Below are 16,236 nucleotides of genomic sequence, written 5' to 3' on the forward strand. Positions count from 1 at the left end.
GTCCGCGGACCCTCCGGCGGCGCGCTGTTCCCGAGCCTGTGGCATGCGGTTTACGGGAACGTCAGCTTCCAGCTGTTGATCGTTCCGACGTCCTGCGCCGCCTGGTCCTGGACCTTCAGCTTCCAGGTGCCATTGGCCGATTCGGAGGAGGCGTTCACCGTGTAGGTGTCGGTGACGTTGTCCGCCGAGTCGGAGGACGAGAAGTTCTTCAGGCGGTACGAGGTGCCCGACGGGCCGACCAGATCGATCACCAGGTCACCGCGCCAGGTGTGCGTGATGTTCACGCTCACCGAGAGGTTGCTCGGCGCGTTTCCGCTCCTGCCGGAGACCGTGATGTTCGAGGTGACCGCGGGCCCGTTGTCCGGGATCGACACCGGCGAGGTGCTCTCGTACGAGGTGCCGCCGCCCCCGCCGCCACCGGAGCGCGAACCGACCGCCACGCCCGCCCAGGCGTCCTGCACGGCCTTGTACTCGGCGCTGGTGGTGCCGTACAGCTCGCCGGCCGCCGCGAGGGTGCCGGTGCGGGCGCCCGCGTAGTTGGTGGTGGACGTCCACTTGGTGGTCAGCGCCCGGTACCAGATCTGCAGCGCCTTGTCGCGGCCGATGCCGGTGACCGGGAGGCCGTCCGCGGTCGGCGAGTTGTAGGTGACACCGTTGATGACCTTGGTGCCGCTGCCCTCGCTCAGCAGGTAGAAGAAGTGGTTCGCGGGGCCCGACGAGTAGTGCACGTCGATGCCGCCGATGCCGGAGTACCAGCTGTCCTTGGACGCGCCGTCCTTGCTGGGCTTGTCCATGTAGCGCAGCGGGGTGCCGTCGCCGTTGATGTCGATCTTCTCGCCGATGAGGTAGTCGCCGACGTCGCTGGAGTTGTTGGCGTAGAACTCCACGCCGGTGCCCATGATGTCGGAGGTGGCCTCGTTCAGGCCGCCGGACTCACCGCTGTAGTTGAGGCCGGCGGTGTTCGAGGTGACGCCGTGGCTCATTTCGTGCCCCGCCACGTCGAGCGAGGTCAGCGGGTCGGCGTTGCCGGAGCCGTCGCCGTAGGTCATGCAGAAGCAGCCGTCGTCCCAGAAGGCGTTCACGTACGAGTTGCCGTAGTGGACGCGGGAGTAGGCGCCGACGCCGTTGTTCTTGATGCCGCTGCGGCCGAAGGTGTTCTTGTAGAAGTCCCAGGTGACCGCGGCGCCGTAGTGGGCGTCCGCGCCCGCGGTGGCCGCGTTGGACGTGGTCCCGTTGCCCCAGGTGTCGTTGGTCTGGGAGAACAGGGTGCCGGTGCCGGAGCTGCCGTGGTTCAGGTTGTACGTCTTGTGGCTGCCGCGCGCCCCGTCGTTCAGTGTGTAGTTCGACCCCGACTGGGTCGTCGTCAGCGTCACCTGGCCGCTGTACTGGGTGTTGCCGACACCGTTCTTGATGCCCTGGTACTCGAAGAGCTTCTTGCCGGTGGCGGCGTCGGTGACGACGTGCAGTTGGTTCGGGGTGCCGTCGTCCTGGAGACCGCCGACGATCGTCTCGTAGGCGAGGACGGGCTTGCCGGAGCCGGCCCAGATCACCTTGCGCACGCTGTCCGCGGCCGACTTGCTGCCGCCGAGGGCCTTGGCCCGCTGGACGGCCTGCTTCTCGGCGGAGGCCTTCGACACGGCCGGGGTGAGGCCGGAGACCTTCAGCGAGGCGTTGGTGGCCTTGATGACGCTCTTGGTCGCGCCCGACTTGGCGGTCTCCACGACGAGGTCGCCGCCGAGCACCGGGAGGCCCGCGAACGTCCGCTCGTAGCGGGTGTGCAGCGTCCCGTCGGCGTCCTTGACGACGTCATGGACGACCAGCTTCTCCTGGGCTCCCAGACCGATCGCCCGTGCCGTCGCGGCCTTCTCGGCATCGGCGTGCCGTATCAGCTCCGTGCGCTGCGAGGGCGTGAGCTTGAGGGCCACATGGGCGGGGTTGACCTTGCCGGCCTGCGGCTTCGCCGGGGCGGCGGACGCGGCGCCCGACTGGACGGCTGCGGCGACCAGGGCTGCGACGCCCGCGAGGGCGACGGCGGCGGTGCGGCGGTGCGCTGTGTGGGAGGTGCGTCTGCGAGAGGTGCTACTCACACTGACTCCTTCTGCGTGACCGCGGGTCGCGCGGCCAGGGGAGACCGGACGGTGGGTTGGGACGTCCGGGCAGAACAGGGCGTTACGCGGAACCACGTGCAGGTGCAGAGCCGGTCCACGCGGAGCATGCAGAGCTGTGGGGTTGCTGTGGGTCGGCCGTGGGAAGAGTGGCAGGGGATCACGCGTTCTGTCAGGACCGCGTCAGAAAGTTGGCCGGAAATGGTTCGTTGACCGGTTGTTCATGTTCGCTATGCGAACTGTTCCGTCAGGCGCTCCGCGGACCGACCCCTCAGGAGGACGGGTCTCCGTGCCAGGTCCGCCACAGGGACGCGTACGCCCCGTTCGCCGCCACCAGTTCCTCGTGGGTGCCCAGCTCCGTCAGGAGGCCGTCCTCCATGACCGCCACGCGGTCCGCGTCGTGGGCCGTGTGGAGACGGTGGGCGATGGCGATGACCGTGCGGGACTCCAGGACCGCAGCCAGGGCGCGTTCGGTGTGGCGGGCCGTGGTCGGATCGAGAAGCGCCGTGGCCTCGTCCAGGATCAGGGTGTGGGGATCCGCCAGCACCACGCGGGCCAGGGCCAGTTGCTGGGCCTGGGAGCCGTCGGTGGGGTGGCCGTTCGGGCCGACGGCGGTGTCCAGGGAGGACGGGAGGGCGCGGACCCAGTCGTCGGCGCCCACCGCCGCGAGGGCCGCCCACAGGTCGGCGTCGGTGGCCGTGGGTTCGGCGATCAGGAGGTTGTCCCGGACCGTGCCGAGGAAGACGTGGTGTTCCTGGGTGACCAGGACCACCTGACGGCGCAGACGCTCCGGCTCCAGTGCCGCGACCGGCACGCCGCCGACCGTCACCGTGCCCGTCCCCGGTGTGTCGATGCCCGCGAGGAGCCTGCTCAGGGTCGTCTTGCCGGCGCCGGACGGGCCGACCACGGCCAGCCGCTCCCCGGGCCGCACCGTCAGGTCCACCCCGCGCAGCACCTCACCGCCGCGCTCGTAGGCGTACCGCACCCCGCGCACATCGATCCGGTCGTCCGCCGGCTCCGGACAGCTTCCCTCCGCCTCCGCCCGGGGCGCCTGCGCCAGCCCCTCCACCCGCGCGAACGAGGCACTGCTGCTCTGCAGTTGCTCCACCCGCATCAGGATCTGGTCCAGCGGTTCCGTGAACTGCCGCAGATACAGGGCCGCTGCCACCACCGCGCCCACGCCCACCACGCCCCGCTCGTGCAGCCACCCGCCGAGCAGCAGCACGCCCACGACGGGCACGGTGTACGTCACCTCGACCGCAGGGAAGAACACGGACCGCAGGTAGAGGGTGTGGAAGCGGGTCCGGCGGGACGTCTCCAGCGCGTCCCGGTTCGCCGTGATCCGGCGCCGGCGGAGCCGGAAGGCCTCGACCGTGCGCGCCCCGGCAGCGGTCGCCGCCACGATCTCGGCGACCTCCGAGGTGGCCGCGCCCTCGGCGAGGTAGCCGTCCCGGGCCCGGCGCAGATACCAGCGCAGCGCCAGCCAGATCGGGGTCAGACCGAGCACGCCGAACAGACCCAGCACCGGGTCGAGCGCGAACACCGCGCCGAGCACGAACAGCGCCTGCACGGTGCACACCAGCAGCTCCGCACCGACGTCCCGCAGCGTGGTCCCGACGGTCGCCACGTCGGCGGTGCCGCGCGCGGTCAGATCGCCGGTGCCGGCCCGCTCCACCGCCGAGGCGGGCAGCGCCAGCACCCGGTCGACGTACTCCTCGCGCACCCGCGCCAGCGTCCGCTCCCCGAACCGGTGTCCCACGTACCGCGCCCAGCGTGCCAGCAGCAACTGGGCCACCGAGCAGACCAGGATCCACAGCGCCAGCCGGTCCACCGCGCCGACCCCGTGTCCGGCCCGTACCTCGTCGATGATCCGTCCGACCAGCCACGGCCCGGCCAGCCCCGCCGCGGCCGACAGCGCGTTCAGCACCAGCGCGGCGGTGAACGCACGCCGGTCGGCCAGCAGCAGCCGCACGGTCGCCCGCCGCACACCGGCCCGGTCCGCGACCGGCAGCAGCCCCGTGTCCGTCGTCACCGCACAGCCTCCCCGGCGGCCTCCGCGGCCGCATCGTCCTCGGCATCTTCGGCGTCTCGCGCCACCAGCGCCCGGTAGCCCGGCTCCTGCACGAGCAGCCGCCGGTGCGGACCGACCGCCGTCACCTTGCCGTCGACCAGGAACAGGACCGTGTCCACCCGGTCCAGCACCAGCGGCGAGGTGCTCGCCACCACCGTCGTACGGCCCTCCCGCGCCTCCCGCAGCCGCTCGGCGACCGTCGCCTCCGTGTGCGCGTCCAGCGCCGAGGTCGGCTCGACGGCCAGCAGCACCTCGGGATCGGCGAGCAGCGCCCGCACCAGCCGGATCCGCTGCCGCTGCCCGCCGGAGAGGCTGCGGCCCTGCCCGGCCACGGCCGAGTCCAGTCCGTCCGGCAGTCCCCGTACGACGTCCTCGGCGACGGCCGCGTGCACCGCCCGGCGCAGCGCGGCCTCGTCGGCCGCGTGCTCGGCGGCCACGACCTCTCGGAGCGGTCCGGCGAACAGGTCCGCCTCGTTGTCCGCGACCAGGATCCGGCCCCGTACGTCGGCCAGCGGCACCGCGTCGAGCCGTATCCCGCCCCAGGTGGCGTCGGTGGGCCCGTACCGGCCCAGGCGGTCGACCACGGCGGCGGCCTCGGCGGGTCGGGCGGCGGCCAGCGCGACCAGCCCGCCCGGCGCCACCCGCACCCCGGACGCCGGGTCGCACAGCTCGGCCGGCCCCTCGGGCGCGGTCCTGTTCCCCTCGTCCGGCTCCGGCTCCAGGCGCAGCAGCCGTACCACCCGGCGGGCGGCCACCACGCCCCGGTTCAGCTCGTAGGCCATCTGCACGAAGAACGCCACCGGCCCGATCAGCACGGCCACATAGCCGTACACCGCCACCAACTCGCCGATGCTGATGGACCCCTGGGCGGCCAGCCGGGCCGCGAGCCAGGTCACCACGGCCAGGAACAGGGTGGGCAGGCCCACGCCGAGCGCCTGCACCCAGCTGGCCACCGCGCCCACCCGGTAGCCCTGCGCCCGCAGCCGCTGCGAGTCCTTCCGGAAGGCGTCCGAGAACAGCCCCTTGCCGCCCAGGCCGTTGAGGACCCGCAGCCCGCCCGCGAGGTCGCCGATGCGCGCGGTCAGCACGCCCTGCCGCTCCCGGTACTCGCTCTCCGCGCCCTGCAGCCGCAGCGTCAGCGGCCCGGTGAGCAGCGCGACCACCGGCACCCCGAGCAGCACCACCGCGGCCAGCGGCGCCGAGATGGACAGCAGCACCCCGGCCACCACCAGGTACACCACGATGGAGCCCACCCCGGGCCCGACCACGGTCAGTGCCTGGGCGACGATCGCCACATCGCCGACCCCGATGGTGACGACCTCGCCGGCCCCGGCCCGGCGCGGCAGAACCGCCCCCAGCCGGGCCGCGTGCTCGACGACCAGCTTGACCGTGCGGAAGTTGGCGTCCATCCGCACCCGGGTCATCGTGCGGTGCCGCATGATGCTCAGCCAGGCGTTCACCGCGCCGGCCACGAACATCGCGACGGTCCACCAGGCCAGCACACCCGTCCGGCCCGGGACCAGCCCGTCGTCCACCGCCCGCGCCAGCATGTACGGCTGCGCCGCCAGCAGCACCATCCACGTACTGCCCAGCAACGCCCCGACCACCGACCGCACCGGCTGCCGGGACACCAGCCACCACAGGTAGTGCCAGCCGCCACGTGTGTCGGGCGTTCCGGGGTCCTCGTACGCGTCGATCATCCTGCCCCCGTTCCCTTCGGCCTCCCGGGCAGGGCGGACCTGACAGGAGACGTCGAAGGTACTCAGGATAAGGATGGTCGATCCAACGAATAAGACGCCGTTCCCCGTGACGGTTCAGCCGGGGTGCGGGCAGGACGAGTCGCCGCGGAAGCTGCCCGGCGGCCGAGTAGCAGCCGTCCACTACGGTGCGGCCGCCGTAGGACTTGCGTAGATCGGTGACTTCGATGACGGATGGCATGGGTCGAGGGTCCCGGGCGGGCGGGGTCCGGCACATCGGCCGTCGCGCTCGAAGCGGCATCGTCCGATCGGTTGATGGCGGGCTGCGACCACTCTGCACGGCTCCTCGACTCCCTCGTACGACTGCTCGAACGCCCTGGTCGTAGGACCAGCGGCCGACCGAGGTCCGGCCAAAACTCGGTGGGCGATGTCAGTGCGGATCCGTAGGCTCGCGATGATGCCCACGACACGTGCAACCGCCGAGGACCGATCCGCCGTCCGCACCCTGCTGCGGTTGTGGCCGTACGTCCGCCCCGTGCGGGCCCGGCTGTTCACGGCCGCGTTCGTCGCGGTCGTCGCCTCCTGTGCGGGACTGGTGATCCCGCTCGTCCTGAAATGGATGGTCGACGGGCCGGTCGCCGACCGGGATCCGGCGGGCGTGTGGCTCGGAGCGCTGTATCTGCTGCTGCTCGGCGTCGCCGAGGCGGTCCTGTTCGGCATACGGCGCTGGCTGGTGGCCCGGCCGCTGTCGCACGTCGAGGCGGAGATGCGGGCGGGTCTGTACCGGCATCTGCAGCGGCTGCCCGTTTCCTTCCACGACCGGTGGGCGTCCGGCCAGTTGCTCTCCCGGGGCACGACCGACCTGATGCTGTTGCGCATGTTCCTCGCCTTCCCGCTGACCTTCCTGCTGGTCAACGGGGTGACGATCCTCGTCGGCGTGGTGATCATGCTGGTGCAGGACTGGGTGCTCGGGCTGGTCATCCTCGGCCCCGCCGTCCCGGTGCTGTGGACCTGCGTGGTCTTCGAGCGGCGCTATGCGAAGGTGGCGCGGCGCGCCCAGGACCAGGTCGGGGACCTGACGACGGTGGTCGAGGAGAGCGTCCTCGGCATCCGCATCATCAAGGGGTTCGGCCGGCACCGCAGCCAGGCGCGCGCGTTCCGGGCGCTGTCCGGGACGCTGCGCGGTACGGAACTGCGCAAGGCGCGGCTGCTGGCGACCATCTGGGGCGTCATCGTGACCCTTCCGGAGGTGGCGATCGGGGCGGCGCTGGTGCTGGGCGCGCTGCAGGTGGCCGATGGCGAGCTGTCCGCCGGAACACTGGTGGCCTTCCTGAGTACGGCACTTGCGCTCCGGTGGCCGGTGGACTCGATCGGCTTCCTGCTGGCGATGAGCCAGGAGGCGGCGACGGCCACGGAGCGGTACTTCGAGGTGATGGACGAGGAGCCGGAAAGTACCGGCGTGCTCACGCACGACACCGACACCGGCGCCGGACAGGCGCCCGGGCTCCGCTTCGAGAACGTCCGGTTCCGCTACCCCGACGCCCCACCCGACTCCCCGCCCCTCCTCGACCGCATCGACCTCCACGTCCGCCCCGGCGAGTCCATGGCCCTCGTCGGAGCCACGGGCAGCGGAAAGACGACCCTGACCGCCCTCATCCCCCGCCTCCACGAGCTGACCTCCGGCCGTATCACCCTGGACGGCGTCGACATCACCGCGATGTCCCGTGAGGAACTGCGCGCCGAGGTCGCCGTCGCCTTCGAGGAACCCACCCTGTTCTCGGCGAGCGTCGGTGAGAACGTGCTCATGGGCGCGGCGGAGGGCACCGCCGGAGAGGCGGACCTCGACCGGGCCCTGGCCGTCGCGCAGGCCGAGTTCGCGCACGCGCTGCCGCAGGGCATCGGCACCCAGGTCGGCGAACAGGGCCTGAGCCTGTCCGGCGGCCAGCGGCAGCGCCTCGCGCTGGCCCGCGCGGTCGTCGGCCGGCCGCGGTTCCTCGTGCTGGACGACCCGCTGTCCGCCCTGGACGTGCACACGGAGGCCGCCGTGGAGGCCGCGCTGCGGCAGGTCCTCGCGGACACCACCGCGCTGATCGTGGCCCACCGCCCGTCCACGGTGCTGCTCGCCGACCGGGTCGCCCTGCTGTCCGGGGGCCGCATCGCTGCCGTCGGCACCCACCAGGAACTGCTGCGCGGCAACGCCGAGTACGCGCACCTGATGTCCGGCGAACAAGGCGACCCGGAGGACGACCGATGACCACCACGACGACCGCCGCCCCCGCCACCGGCGACGACGAACTCCCGCGCCCCGAGGACGCCGGCGACCCCTTCGACCGGGACGTCCTGCCCACCCCGCCCGGCGCCACCGCCACCCTCCTGCGCTCGCTGCTCGCACCCATGAAGGCCCGGGTCGCCCTCACCACGCTCCTTCTGCTGCTCCAGCAGGCAGCGGTGCAGGCAGGCCCGCTGCTGGTGGCGTACGCCATCGACAAGGCCGTACCGGCGTTCCGGGACCACGACCACGGCCCGCTGATCGCGGTCGCCGTCGGCTATCTGCTGTGCGCGCTGGTCTCCGGCGGACTGCAGGTCGCGTTCATCGAGGCATCCGCCCGGGTGAGCCAGGACGTGCTGCTGGACCTGCGCGGCCGGATCTTCCGGCACGCCCAGGCCCTGAGCGTCGACTTCCACGAGCGGTACACCTCGGGCCGGCTGATCTCCCGCTCCACGACGGACGTCGAGTCGTTGCGCGAACTCCTCAACGAGGGGCTCCAGGAGCTGGTGACCGTCGTCCTGTCGCTCGTCTACATCTCGGCGATGCTGCTGTGGCTGGACCTCGGCCTCGGCGCGGTCGCGGTGGCCTCCTTCGTGCCGCTGTACGTGCTCGTGCGGGTCTACCAGCGGCGAGCGGGACGGGTGTACGGGGCCAGATCCACAGCGATCGCGGCGGTGATCGTGAAGTTCGTGGAGACGATGAACGGCATCCGTCCGGTGCGCGCGTTCCGCCGCGAGGCCGCGAACGACGCCGAGTTCGCCGTGCTGAACCGACGGCACGAGCGGACGAACGGGGACGCGCTGCTGGAGATGGCCCGGTATGTGGTCGGGTCCCGGCTGGTGGCCAACGCGGCGGTGGCGGCGATCGTGTTGTGGGGCGCTCACCGGGTGGTGTCGGGCTCGCTGGAGCTGGGTGTGCTGGCGGCGGCGGTGCTGTACCTGCGGCGGCTGTACGACCCGATCGACCGGCTCGGCATGTTCCTGAACTCCTACCAGTCGGCGGCCGCCTCCCTGGAGAAGATCGCGGGGCTGCTGGCGCAGACGCCGTCCGTGCCGGAGCCGTCGGAGCCCGGCGAACTCCCCTCGCCGAAGAGCGAGTTCCCGGGTCGCGAGGTCGTCTTCGACGGGGTGCGCTTCGCCTACCGCACGGGCGGCGAGGTGCTGCCCCGCTTCGACCTGACGCTCCCGGCCGGGCAGACCGTCGCCGTCGTCGGCTCCACCGGAGCGGGTAAGTCGACCCTGGCCAAGCTGCTGGCCCGCTTCTACGACCCCTCGGACGGCCGCGTGCTGCTGGACGGCGTCGACCTGCGCGAGCTGGCGATGCGCGAGCTGCGCCGCGGGGTGGTCATGGTGACGCAGGAGGCGTTCCTGTTCTCCGGCACGGTCGCGGACAACATCGCGATCGGCCGGCCCGACGCCACCCGTGAGGAGATCGAGCAGGCCGCGAAGGCGATCGGCGCGCACGAGTTCATCAGCGCTCTGCCCGACGGGTACGACACCGACGTACGCAAGCGCGGCGGGCGCATCTCGGCCGGCCAGCGCCAACTGGTCTCCTTCGCCCGCGCGTTGCTCGCCGACCCGGCGGTCCTGATCCTGGACGAGGCGACCAGCTCCCTGGACGTCCCGGGCGAGCGGGCCGTACAGCGGGCGATGTCGACCGTGCTGCGCGGCCGTACCGCCGTGGTGATCGCACACCGCCTGTCCACCGTGGAGATCGCCGACCGGGTGCTGGTCATGGAGCACGGCCGGATCGTCGAGGACGGCCGCCCGGACGAACTCATCGCGGGCACGGGCAGGTTCGCGGATCTGCACCGGGCGTGGCGGGACAGTCTGGCCTAGCGCGGCCGAACCGCCTCGGGAGTGCCGGCAAGGCGCCCCCGAGGCGGTCTGCTCCGCCCGCTAGCCGGCGTGGAAGATCACCGCGTGCGGCACGGTGGCTCCGCCGTAGGCACCGCCCTCGTTGGGCGCGAGTGTGTCCTGCGGGACGTTGCACTCCTCGTCCCGGAAGAGGATGGCCGGGGTGTCCGTCAGATTGTCCGCGGTACCCGCCCCGCCCTCCAGCGGAATGCACAGGTCGTCCGGCGGGTTCGTGGTCGAGAGCCGGAAGCCGGTGTCGGCCCGGGTGTAGAAGAACTTGCCCGTCGCCGCCTGTGCACTGGTCGACACCCCCGCCACCAGCACGATCGCCGAACCCGCGACGACGGTCACTCTGGCCAGCCGCTGCCATGCGCGCATGTGAGTCCCCTTCCCTGAAGCGGATGATTGCCGCTGTTGACCCCATGAGGGCCGTAACCATCGCAGCAGGAATGTTCGTGGCATGTCACCGTCAAATGCGCGAATCACCCGTTCGGCCCGTCGAGAACAGGCCTTACGGCACCCCGAGTTCGAAGAGCGCGTACCCGGCGTAGGAGCCGGAGGCCAGCGCGGCGATCCCGAGGACCGTGCACTGCACGCGCAGGCTCAGGCGGCGCATCGCTACGGCCAGGGGGAGGAACAGCGGGAAGCAGGGGAGCAGATAGCGGGAGACGTTGGCGAAGATCTGCTGGCTGCCGAGGACCAGAGCGAGCGTCAGCACGGTGTGGACGACCAGCACGGCGGGGGGCCGCAGCCGGAACAGCAGGGGGAGCAGCCCGAAGGCGAGCAGGACGACTCCGACGCCGATGATGTCCGCGAAGGGCCAGGCGGACAGATAGGTGAAGTGGCCCACCGGTACGGACGTCAGCACGTCGAAGGTCTGCTTGCCGTAGTCGAAGCTGTGCGCCCACGCGCCCGACTGGAGGGTGAAGTAGCCGCCCCAGTCGCCCATCCGGTATCCCACCCAGCCCAGGTAGCCGAGCAGGCCGAGGGGAGCCAGGGCCATGGCCAGGAGCGGGCGCAGGACCCCGTCGCGGCCCTCGCGCAGGGCGCAGAGCGCCGCGACGGCGAGGGCGGCGACCAGCGCGGCGGCCGTGGGGCGGTTGAGGCCGGCGGTGAAGGTGAGGACGCCGGCGGTCAGCCAGCGGCGGGTCATGACCGCGTAGCAGGCCCAGACGGCGAGGGCGACGTAGAGGGAGTCGGAGTAGACCGCCCACTCCACGCCGGAGCCGGGCCAGACCGCCCACAGCCCCGCCGCGGCGAGACCGGCCCGCCGGCCGCCGAACCATTCGGCGACGGCGTAGATCCCGAGGGCGGTGACGAACGAGGCGACGACGGAGACCAGCAGGCCGGCACCGTAGGAGCCGAGGCCGGTGACCGCCGAGGTCAGCCGCATCAGCGCCGGGTAGAGCGGGAAGAACGCCGCCGAGTTGCCCTCCAGCGTGATCAGACCGGTCGCGCCGGGGACGTGGACGAGCTTCGGGTCGTAGCCGTGCAGCGCGATCTGCTGGTACCACCAGCCGTCCCAGGTGGCCAGCACGTCCCACGCGTGCGCTCCGCCGCCGAACCGGGGGTGCTTGGTGCGGAAGTCCCCGGCCGAGTCCAGCAGGTACAGGAAGGAGCAGAAGCCCACGAGCTTCAGGGCGCCGTAGAAGGCGAGGGGCGGACCGTGCCGGCGGGCGGCGGCGCGCACGCGCCGGCGCAGCACGGACGGGCGTTCCGCGGCCGGCGAGGGCATCCGCTGCAGGGTCACGGTCATGCCGCGCTCGTTCCCGTACGGCGGCGGCGGGCCAGTTCGCGCCGCATCCGGGCGATCCCGCGCAGGTCGGCCAGTGCGGTGGCGAGGATGTCGACCCGGCTGTCGGGGTCGTCCACCCAGTCCACCGGCACCTCGTGGATCCTGAGCCCCGCCCGCTCGGCGAGCACCAGCAGCTCGGTGTCGAAGAACCACTCCCCGTCCCGCACCAGCGGCAGCAGCCGCTCGGCGACATCGCGCCGCACCGCCTTGAACCCGCACTGCGCATCCGAGAAACCGACGGCGAGGGTGCAGCGCAGCAGGACGTTGTAGCAGCGGGAGATGACCTCCCGCTTCGGGCCGCGCACCACCCGGGCGCCAGGGGCGAGGCGGGTGCCGATGGCCAGGTCGGAGTGGCCCGAGATGAGCGGCGCGACCAGCGGCAGCAGCGCCGTGAGCGCGGTGGACAGGTCCACGTCGGTGTACGCCAGCACGGGCGCGCGGGAGCCGGACCAGGCGGCGCGCAGCGCCCGGCCGCGGCCCTTCTCGGGCAGCCGTATGCACTCCACCTCGGCCAGCTCGGCCGCGAGGCGGGCGGCGATGCGCGGGGTGTGGTCCGTGCTCGCGTTGTCGGCGACGGTGATCCGGAACGGGTAGGGGAAGGTGTCCCGCAGGTGCGCGTGCAGCCGCCGGACGCCCGGCTCCAGGTCCGTCTCCTCGTTGAACACCGGCACGGCCACGTCCAGGACGGGTTCCTCGTGACGGGTCGGCAGCGGTGCGCGCCGCGGCAGGGGAGTCCGGGGCCTGGCCGGTGTCGCTCGGCCCGAGCGGAGATATATCACGTAAGTCCCTTGTGTTCTCGAGTGCGAGGCGCGCTGAAGCAACGCGCGGCGGTGCGGTGACGAAGGAGGGTGGTGCGGCGACGAAGGAGGGCGGCGCGCTATCCGGTCGGGCCGACCGTCGAGGTCGGCGTGGACGACGGATCGTCCGGCGGGCTCGCGGACCCCGCGGGTGGTGCTGAGGTGGCCGTGCCCCGCGCGTCGGTGGTCTCCGTGGCCGTGCCGGTGGGCGGGGCCACGGAGCCCGGATCGGGGCTCCCCGATGTCGCGGGCGGCTCGGAGGTCTCCGTCGTCCCGTCCGGGTTCGGCGCCCCCGTGGTCGGCGTCGAACTGGGCGGCGGACCCGGCGACTCGTCCGGCGCGGGGGACGTGCTCGGGGTGGGCTCCGGACCGACGGAGGTCTGCGGTCGGGGTGCGCTCGGTTGGTCGGAGCCCGGCGCGCTCGGCCACAGGAACAGCCCGAGACCGACCCCGGCCACCGCCAGGACGGACCCGGCGGCCCGGCGCGCAGCCCGCACCCGGCGCCGGGTGCGCACGCCCGCGTGCAGTCGTTCCCGTTGCCCGGCCTCGAAGGGAGTGTGCTCCTCGGCGCCCTGCATCAGCTGCGCCAGCTGCCGTTCGAAGTGATCCATGGCTTCTTCCTCACCCCACCGGCTCGATGACGTCGGCCAGGAGCCGGCGCAGCCGGGCCACCCCGCGCGCGGCATGGGACCGGGCCGTGCCCACCGGGCAGCCCAGGGTCTCGGCGACCTGCCGGTCGGGCAGGTCCTGGTAGTAGCGCAGCACGACGGCGGCCCGCTGCTGCGGGCTCAGCTGGGCGAGCGCCGCCTCCAGCCGGGACCGCTCGGCGACGGCCGCCTGCAGGTCGCCGGCCGCCGCCACCTCGGGCAGCTCCTCGACCGGCCGCTCGCCCCACCAGCGCCGGCGGGCCGAGCGGGCCGCGGCCCGGGCCAGCACCTTGCGCACATACGCCTCCGGCGCCTCGTCGGCGACCTTCGGCCAGACGAACCACAGCTTGACCAAGGACTCCTGCACCAGGTCCTCGGCCCGGTGCCGATCGCCCCCGGTGAGCAGACGGGCGAGATGGAACAACACCGACCAGCGGGCCGCCACGAACGCGTCGTACTCACCGGCCCGAGCCTGCTCCATCCTCATGGGTTCCTGTCCTCGCCGGCTGTCTTTCCACAAGGGGAAAGGCCCTGGGCCCCCTCGCGCGCTGCACCCGGCGAGCGTGATCCGCGTCACGCACGGATGCCGAACGGTGTCACTCGACCCGCAGCAGCAGCACCGCCCGCGCCGGCACCGTGATCTCCGTGCCCGCCCGGTGGACCGTACCCGGTGCCTCCGCCTGGTCCTCGCGGGAAGTGTCGACGACGACCTCGTAGCGCTCCGCCCAGGGCGGGCCGGGCAGCAGGAAGCCGGTCGGGCGCTCGCCCGCGTGCAGGACGGCGAGGAAGCTGTCGTCCATGACCGGAGCGCCCCGCTCGTCCCGGCCCGGGATGTCCCGGCCGGACAGATACATGCCAAGCGTGGCGGCGGGTGCGTACCAGTCTCCCTCGGTCATCTCCTCGCCCCGGGACGTGAACCAGGCCAGGTCCCGCAGTCCGTCCGCCGAGTGGGCGCGGCCGGAGAAGAAGGCGCGGCGGCGCAGCACCGGGTGCCGGTGGCGCAGGGCGATCAGCCGGGACGTCAGGTCGAACAGGGGACGCCAGGCCGGGTCGTCCAGCAGGGACCAGTCAAGCCAGCTGACCTCGTTGTCCTGGCAGTAGGCGTTGTTGTTGCCGCGCTGGGTGCGGCCGAGTTCGTCGCCGGCGACCAGCATCGGCACACCGGTGGAGAGCAGCAGGGTGGTCAGGAGGTTCCTGAGCTGCCGGCGCCGCAGCGCCCGTACCCGCTCGTCGTCCGTCTCCCCCTCCGTCCCGCAGTTCCAGGCGCGGTTGTCGTCCGTGCCGTCCCGGTTGTTCTCGCCGTTCGCCTCGTTGTGCTTCGACTCGTACGACACCAGGTCGCGCAGGGTGAAACCGTCGTGCGCGGTGACGAAGTTGACCGAGGCGTAGGGACGGCGGCCGCCCCAGGCGTACAGGTCGCTGGAGCCGGACAGGCGGTAGCCCATCTCCCGCACGTCGGGCAGCGCGTGGCGCCAGAAGTCCCGTACGGCGTTGCGGTAACGGTCGTTCCACTCCGTCCACAGCGGCGGGAAGGCACCCACCTGGTAGCCCCCCGAGCCGATGTCCCAGGGCTCGGCGATGAGCTTCACCCGGCGCAGTACCGGGTCCTGGGCGATGACCGCCAGGAAGGGGGACAGCATGTCGACGTCGTGCATCGAGCGCGCGAGCGCCGCCGCCAGGTCGAAGCGGAAGCCGTCCACGCCCATCTCCGTCACCCAGTAGCGCAGCGAGTCCGTGATCAGCCGCAGCACCTGGGGCTGGACCACGTGCAGGGTGTTGCCGCAGCCGGTGTAGTCGGCGAACCGGCGCGCGTCGTCCTGGAGGCGGTAGTAGCCGCGGTTGTCGATGCCCTTCAGGGAGAGCGTGGGGCCCAGCTCACCCGCCTCGGCGGTGTGGTTGTAGACCACGTCGAGGACGACCTCGATGCCGGCCGTGTGCAGTGCGCGGACCATCCGCTTGAACTCGCCGACCTGCTGGCCCGTCGTACCGGAGGCCGCGTAGGCCGCGTGCGGGGCGAAGTAGCCGATGGAGTTGTAGCCCCAGTAGTTCTTCAGGCCGCGGCGCAGCAGATGGTCCTCGTGGGCGAACTGGTGCACGGGGAGCAGTTCCACGGCCGTGACGCCCAGCCGCACCAGGTGCTCGATCGCGGCCGGGTGCGCCAGACCGGCGTACGTGCCGCGCAGGTCCTCGGGAATGCCGGGGTGCAACTGCGTGAAGCCCCGCACGTGCAGCTCGTAGATCACCGAGTCCGCCCAGGGCGTCTTGGGACGGCGGTCGTCGGACCAGTCGTCGTCATCGTGGACGACCACGCCCTTGGGGACGTGCGGCGCCGAGTCCCGGTCGTCGCGCACGGTGTCGGCGATCTGCTGCTCCGGCCAGTCCCGCACGTGCCCGTACACCTCGGGCGGCAACCCGAAAGCGGCGTACTCGCCGTCCACCGCCCGCGCGTACGGGTCCAGCAGCAGCTTCGCCGGGTTCCAGCGGGCGCCCGTCCACGGGTCCCAGCGGCCGTCCACCCGGTAGCCGTACCGCTGCCCCGGCATCACCCCCGGGACGAAGCCGTGCCAGATCTCGTGCGTCAGTTCGGTCAGCGGGATCTGCGTCTCCCGGCCGCGCTCGTCGAACAGGCACAGCCGGACGGCCTCCGCCCCGCCCGCCCACAGCGCGAAGTTGGTGCCCGCGACCCCGTCCGGGCCGACCCGGAACCGGGCTCCCAGGGGAGTCGGCGCTCCCGGCCACACGGGCGGGGCCGGCGGGACGGCGCGCCGGGCGCCGCTCACCGCGGCCGCCGGGTGCCCGCTCTCGGCGGTCCGCCCCTCGGCCAGTGCCCGCTGCTCGGCTGCGCTCGTCACCAATCGGCCCCTCTTTCGGTGGCTCGCCCGCGGGGCGCAGTCGGCCGCGCCGAAGGGCCGACCGTGCCCGGACCCTGTCGTGTATGTCCGGTGGAGAGGGGTTCCCAGGGTGAGCAGCGCATCGATGACGCCGCACGGCTTCCCGAC

Annotated in this window: 10 protein-coding genes and 1 pseudogene; 2 read left to right on the forward strand and 9 right to left on the reverse strand. The window is 72.5% G+C overall.

Annotated elements, in window-relative coordinates:
- Positions 1–50 precede the first annotated feature (50 nt).
- The 3 genes from ABZ471_RS43420 to ABZ471_RS43430 all read right to left on the reverse strand — a co-directional run bounded on the left by ABZ471_RS43420 (position 51) and on the right by ABZ471_RS43430 (position 5,876).
- Complete coding sequence (locus tag ABZ471_RS43420; RefSeq protein WP_359074680.1) at positions 51–2,087, reverse strand: M4 family metallopeptidase; 2,037 nt, start codon at positions 2,085–2,087, stop codon at positions 51–53.
- Between the two features lie 289 nt (positions 2,088–2,376).
- Positions 2,377–4,137, reverse strand: a complete 1,761-nt coding sequence (locus ABZ471_RS43425) for an ABC transporter ATP-binding protein (protein WP_359074681.1) — start codon at positions 4,135–4,137, stop codon at positions 2,377–2,379.
- Positions 4,134–5,876: an ABC transporter ATP-binding protein gene (locus ABZ471_RS43430; protein WP_359074682.1), complete on the reverse strand. Its 1,743-nt coding sequence runs from the start codon at positions 5,874–5,876 to the stop codon at positions 4,134–4,136. Before ABZ471_RS43430 ends, ABZ471_RS43425 begins: the two co-directional genes overlap by 4 nt.
- Positions 5,877–6,330: 454 nt before the next feature.
- Here ABZ471_RS43430 and ABZ471_RS43435 point away from each other — a divergent pair, with 454 nt between their 5' ends.
- Both ABZ471_RS43435 and ABZ471_RS43440 read left to right on the forward strand, forming a co-directional pair.
- Positions 6,331–8,127, forward strand: a complete 1,797-nt coding sequence (locus tag ABZ471_RS43435) for an ABC transporter ATP-binding protein (RefSeq protein WP_359074683.1) — start codon at positions 6,331–6,333, stop codon at positions 8,125–8,127.
- A complete protein-coding gene (locus ABZ471_RS43440) occupies positions 8,124–9,980 on the forward strand; it encodes an ABC transporter ATP-binding protein (RefSeq protein ID WP_359074684.1) in 1,857 nt (618 codons plus the stop codon). Before ABZ471_RS43435 ends, ABZ471_RS43440 begins: the two co-directional genes overlap by 4 nt.
- 60 nt (positions 9,981–10,040) lie before the next feature.
- On the opposite strand, the gene ABZ471_RS43445 is transcribed toward ABZ471_RS43440, so the two are convergent.
- The 6 genes and pseudogenes from ABZ471_RS43445 to glgX all read right to left on the reverse strand — a co-directional run bounded on the left by ABZ471_RS43445 (position 10,041) and on the right by glgX (position 16,089).
- The gene (locus tag ABZ471_RS43445; protein ID WP_359074685.1) at positions 10,041–10,376 is read right to left on the reverse strand and encodes a hypothetical protein; all 336 of its coding nucleotides are present in this window, start codon (positions 10,374–10,376) and stop codon (positions 10,041–10,043) included.
- A gap of 133 nt (positions 10,377–10,509) precedes the next feature.
- The gene (locus tag ABZ471_RS43450) at positions 10,510–11,754 is read right to left on the reverse strand and encodes a hypothetical protein (RefSeq protein WP_359074686.1); all 1,245 of its coding nucleotides are present in this window, start codon (positions 11,752–11,754) and stop codon (positions 10,510–10,512) included.
- Positions 11,755–11,798: 44 nt separating this feature from the next.
- A pseudogene (locus ABZ471_RS43455) lies at positions 11,799–12,503 on the reverse strand (dolichyl-phosphate beta-glucosyltransferase); the annotation flags it as partial.
- A 167-nt stretch (positions 12,504–12,670) separates the two neighbouring features.
- Positions 12,671–13,201, reverse strand: coding sequence for a hypothetical protein (locus tag ABZ471_RS43460; protein ID WP_359074687.1), 531 nt, complete (start codon positions 13,199–13,201; stop codon positions 12,671–12,673).
- A gap of 10 nt (positions 13,202–13,211) precedes the next feature.
- Entirely contained in the window at positions 13,212–13,718 is a 507-nt protein-coding gene (locus tag ABZ471_RS43465) for a SigE family RNA polymerase sigma factor (protein ID WP_359074689.1), read from the reverse strand.
- A 115-nt stretch (positions 13,719–13,833) separates the two neighbouring features.
- Entirely contained in the window at positions 13,834–16,089 is a 2,256-nt protein-coding gene (gene glgX, locus ABZ471_RS43470; protein ID WP_359074688.1) for a glycogen debranching protein GlgX, read from the reverse strand.
- Positions 16,090–16,236: the final 147 nt, after the last annotated feature.

This window comes from Streptomyces sp. NPDC005728 (assembly GCF_040630895.1).
In the GTDB taxonomy this organism is placed as follows: Bacteria; Actinomycetota; Actinomycetes; order Streptomycetales; family Streptomycetaceae; genus Streptomyces.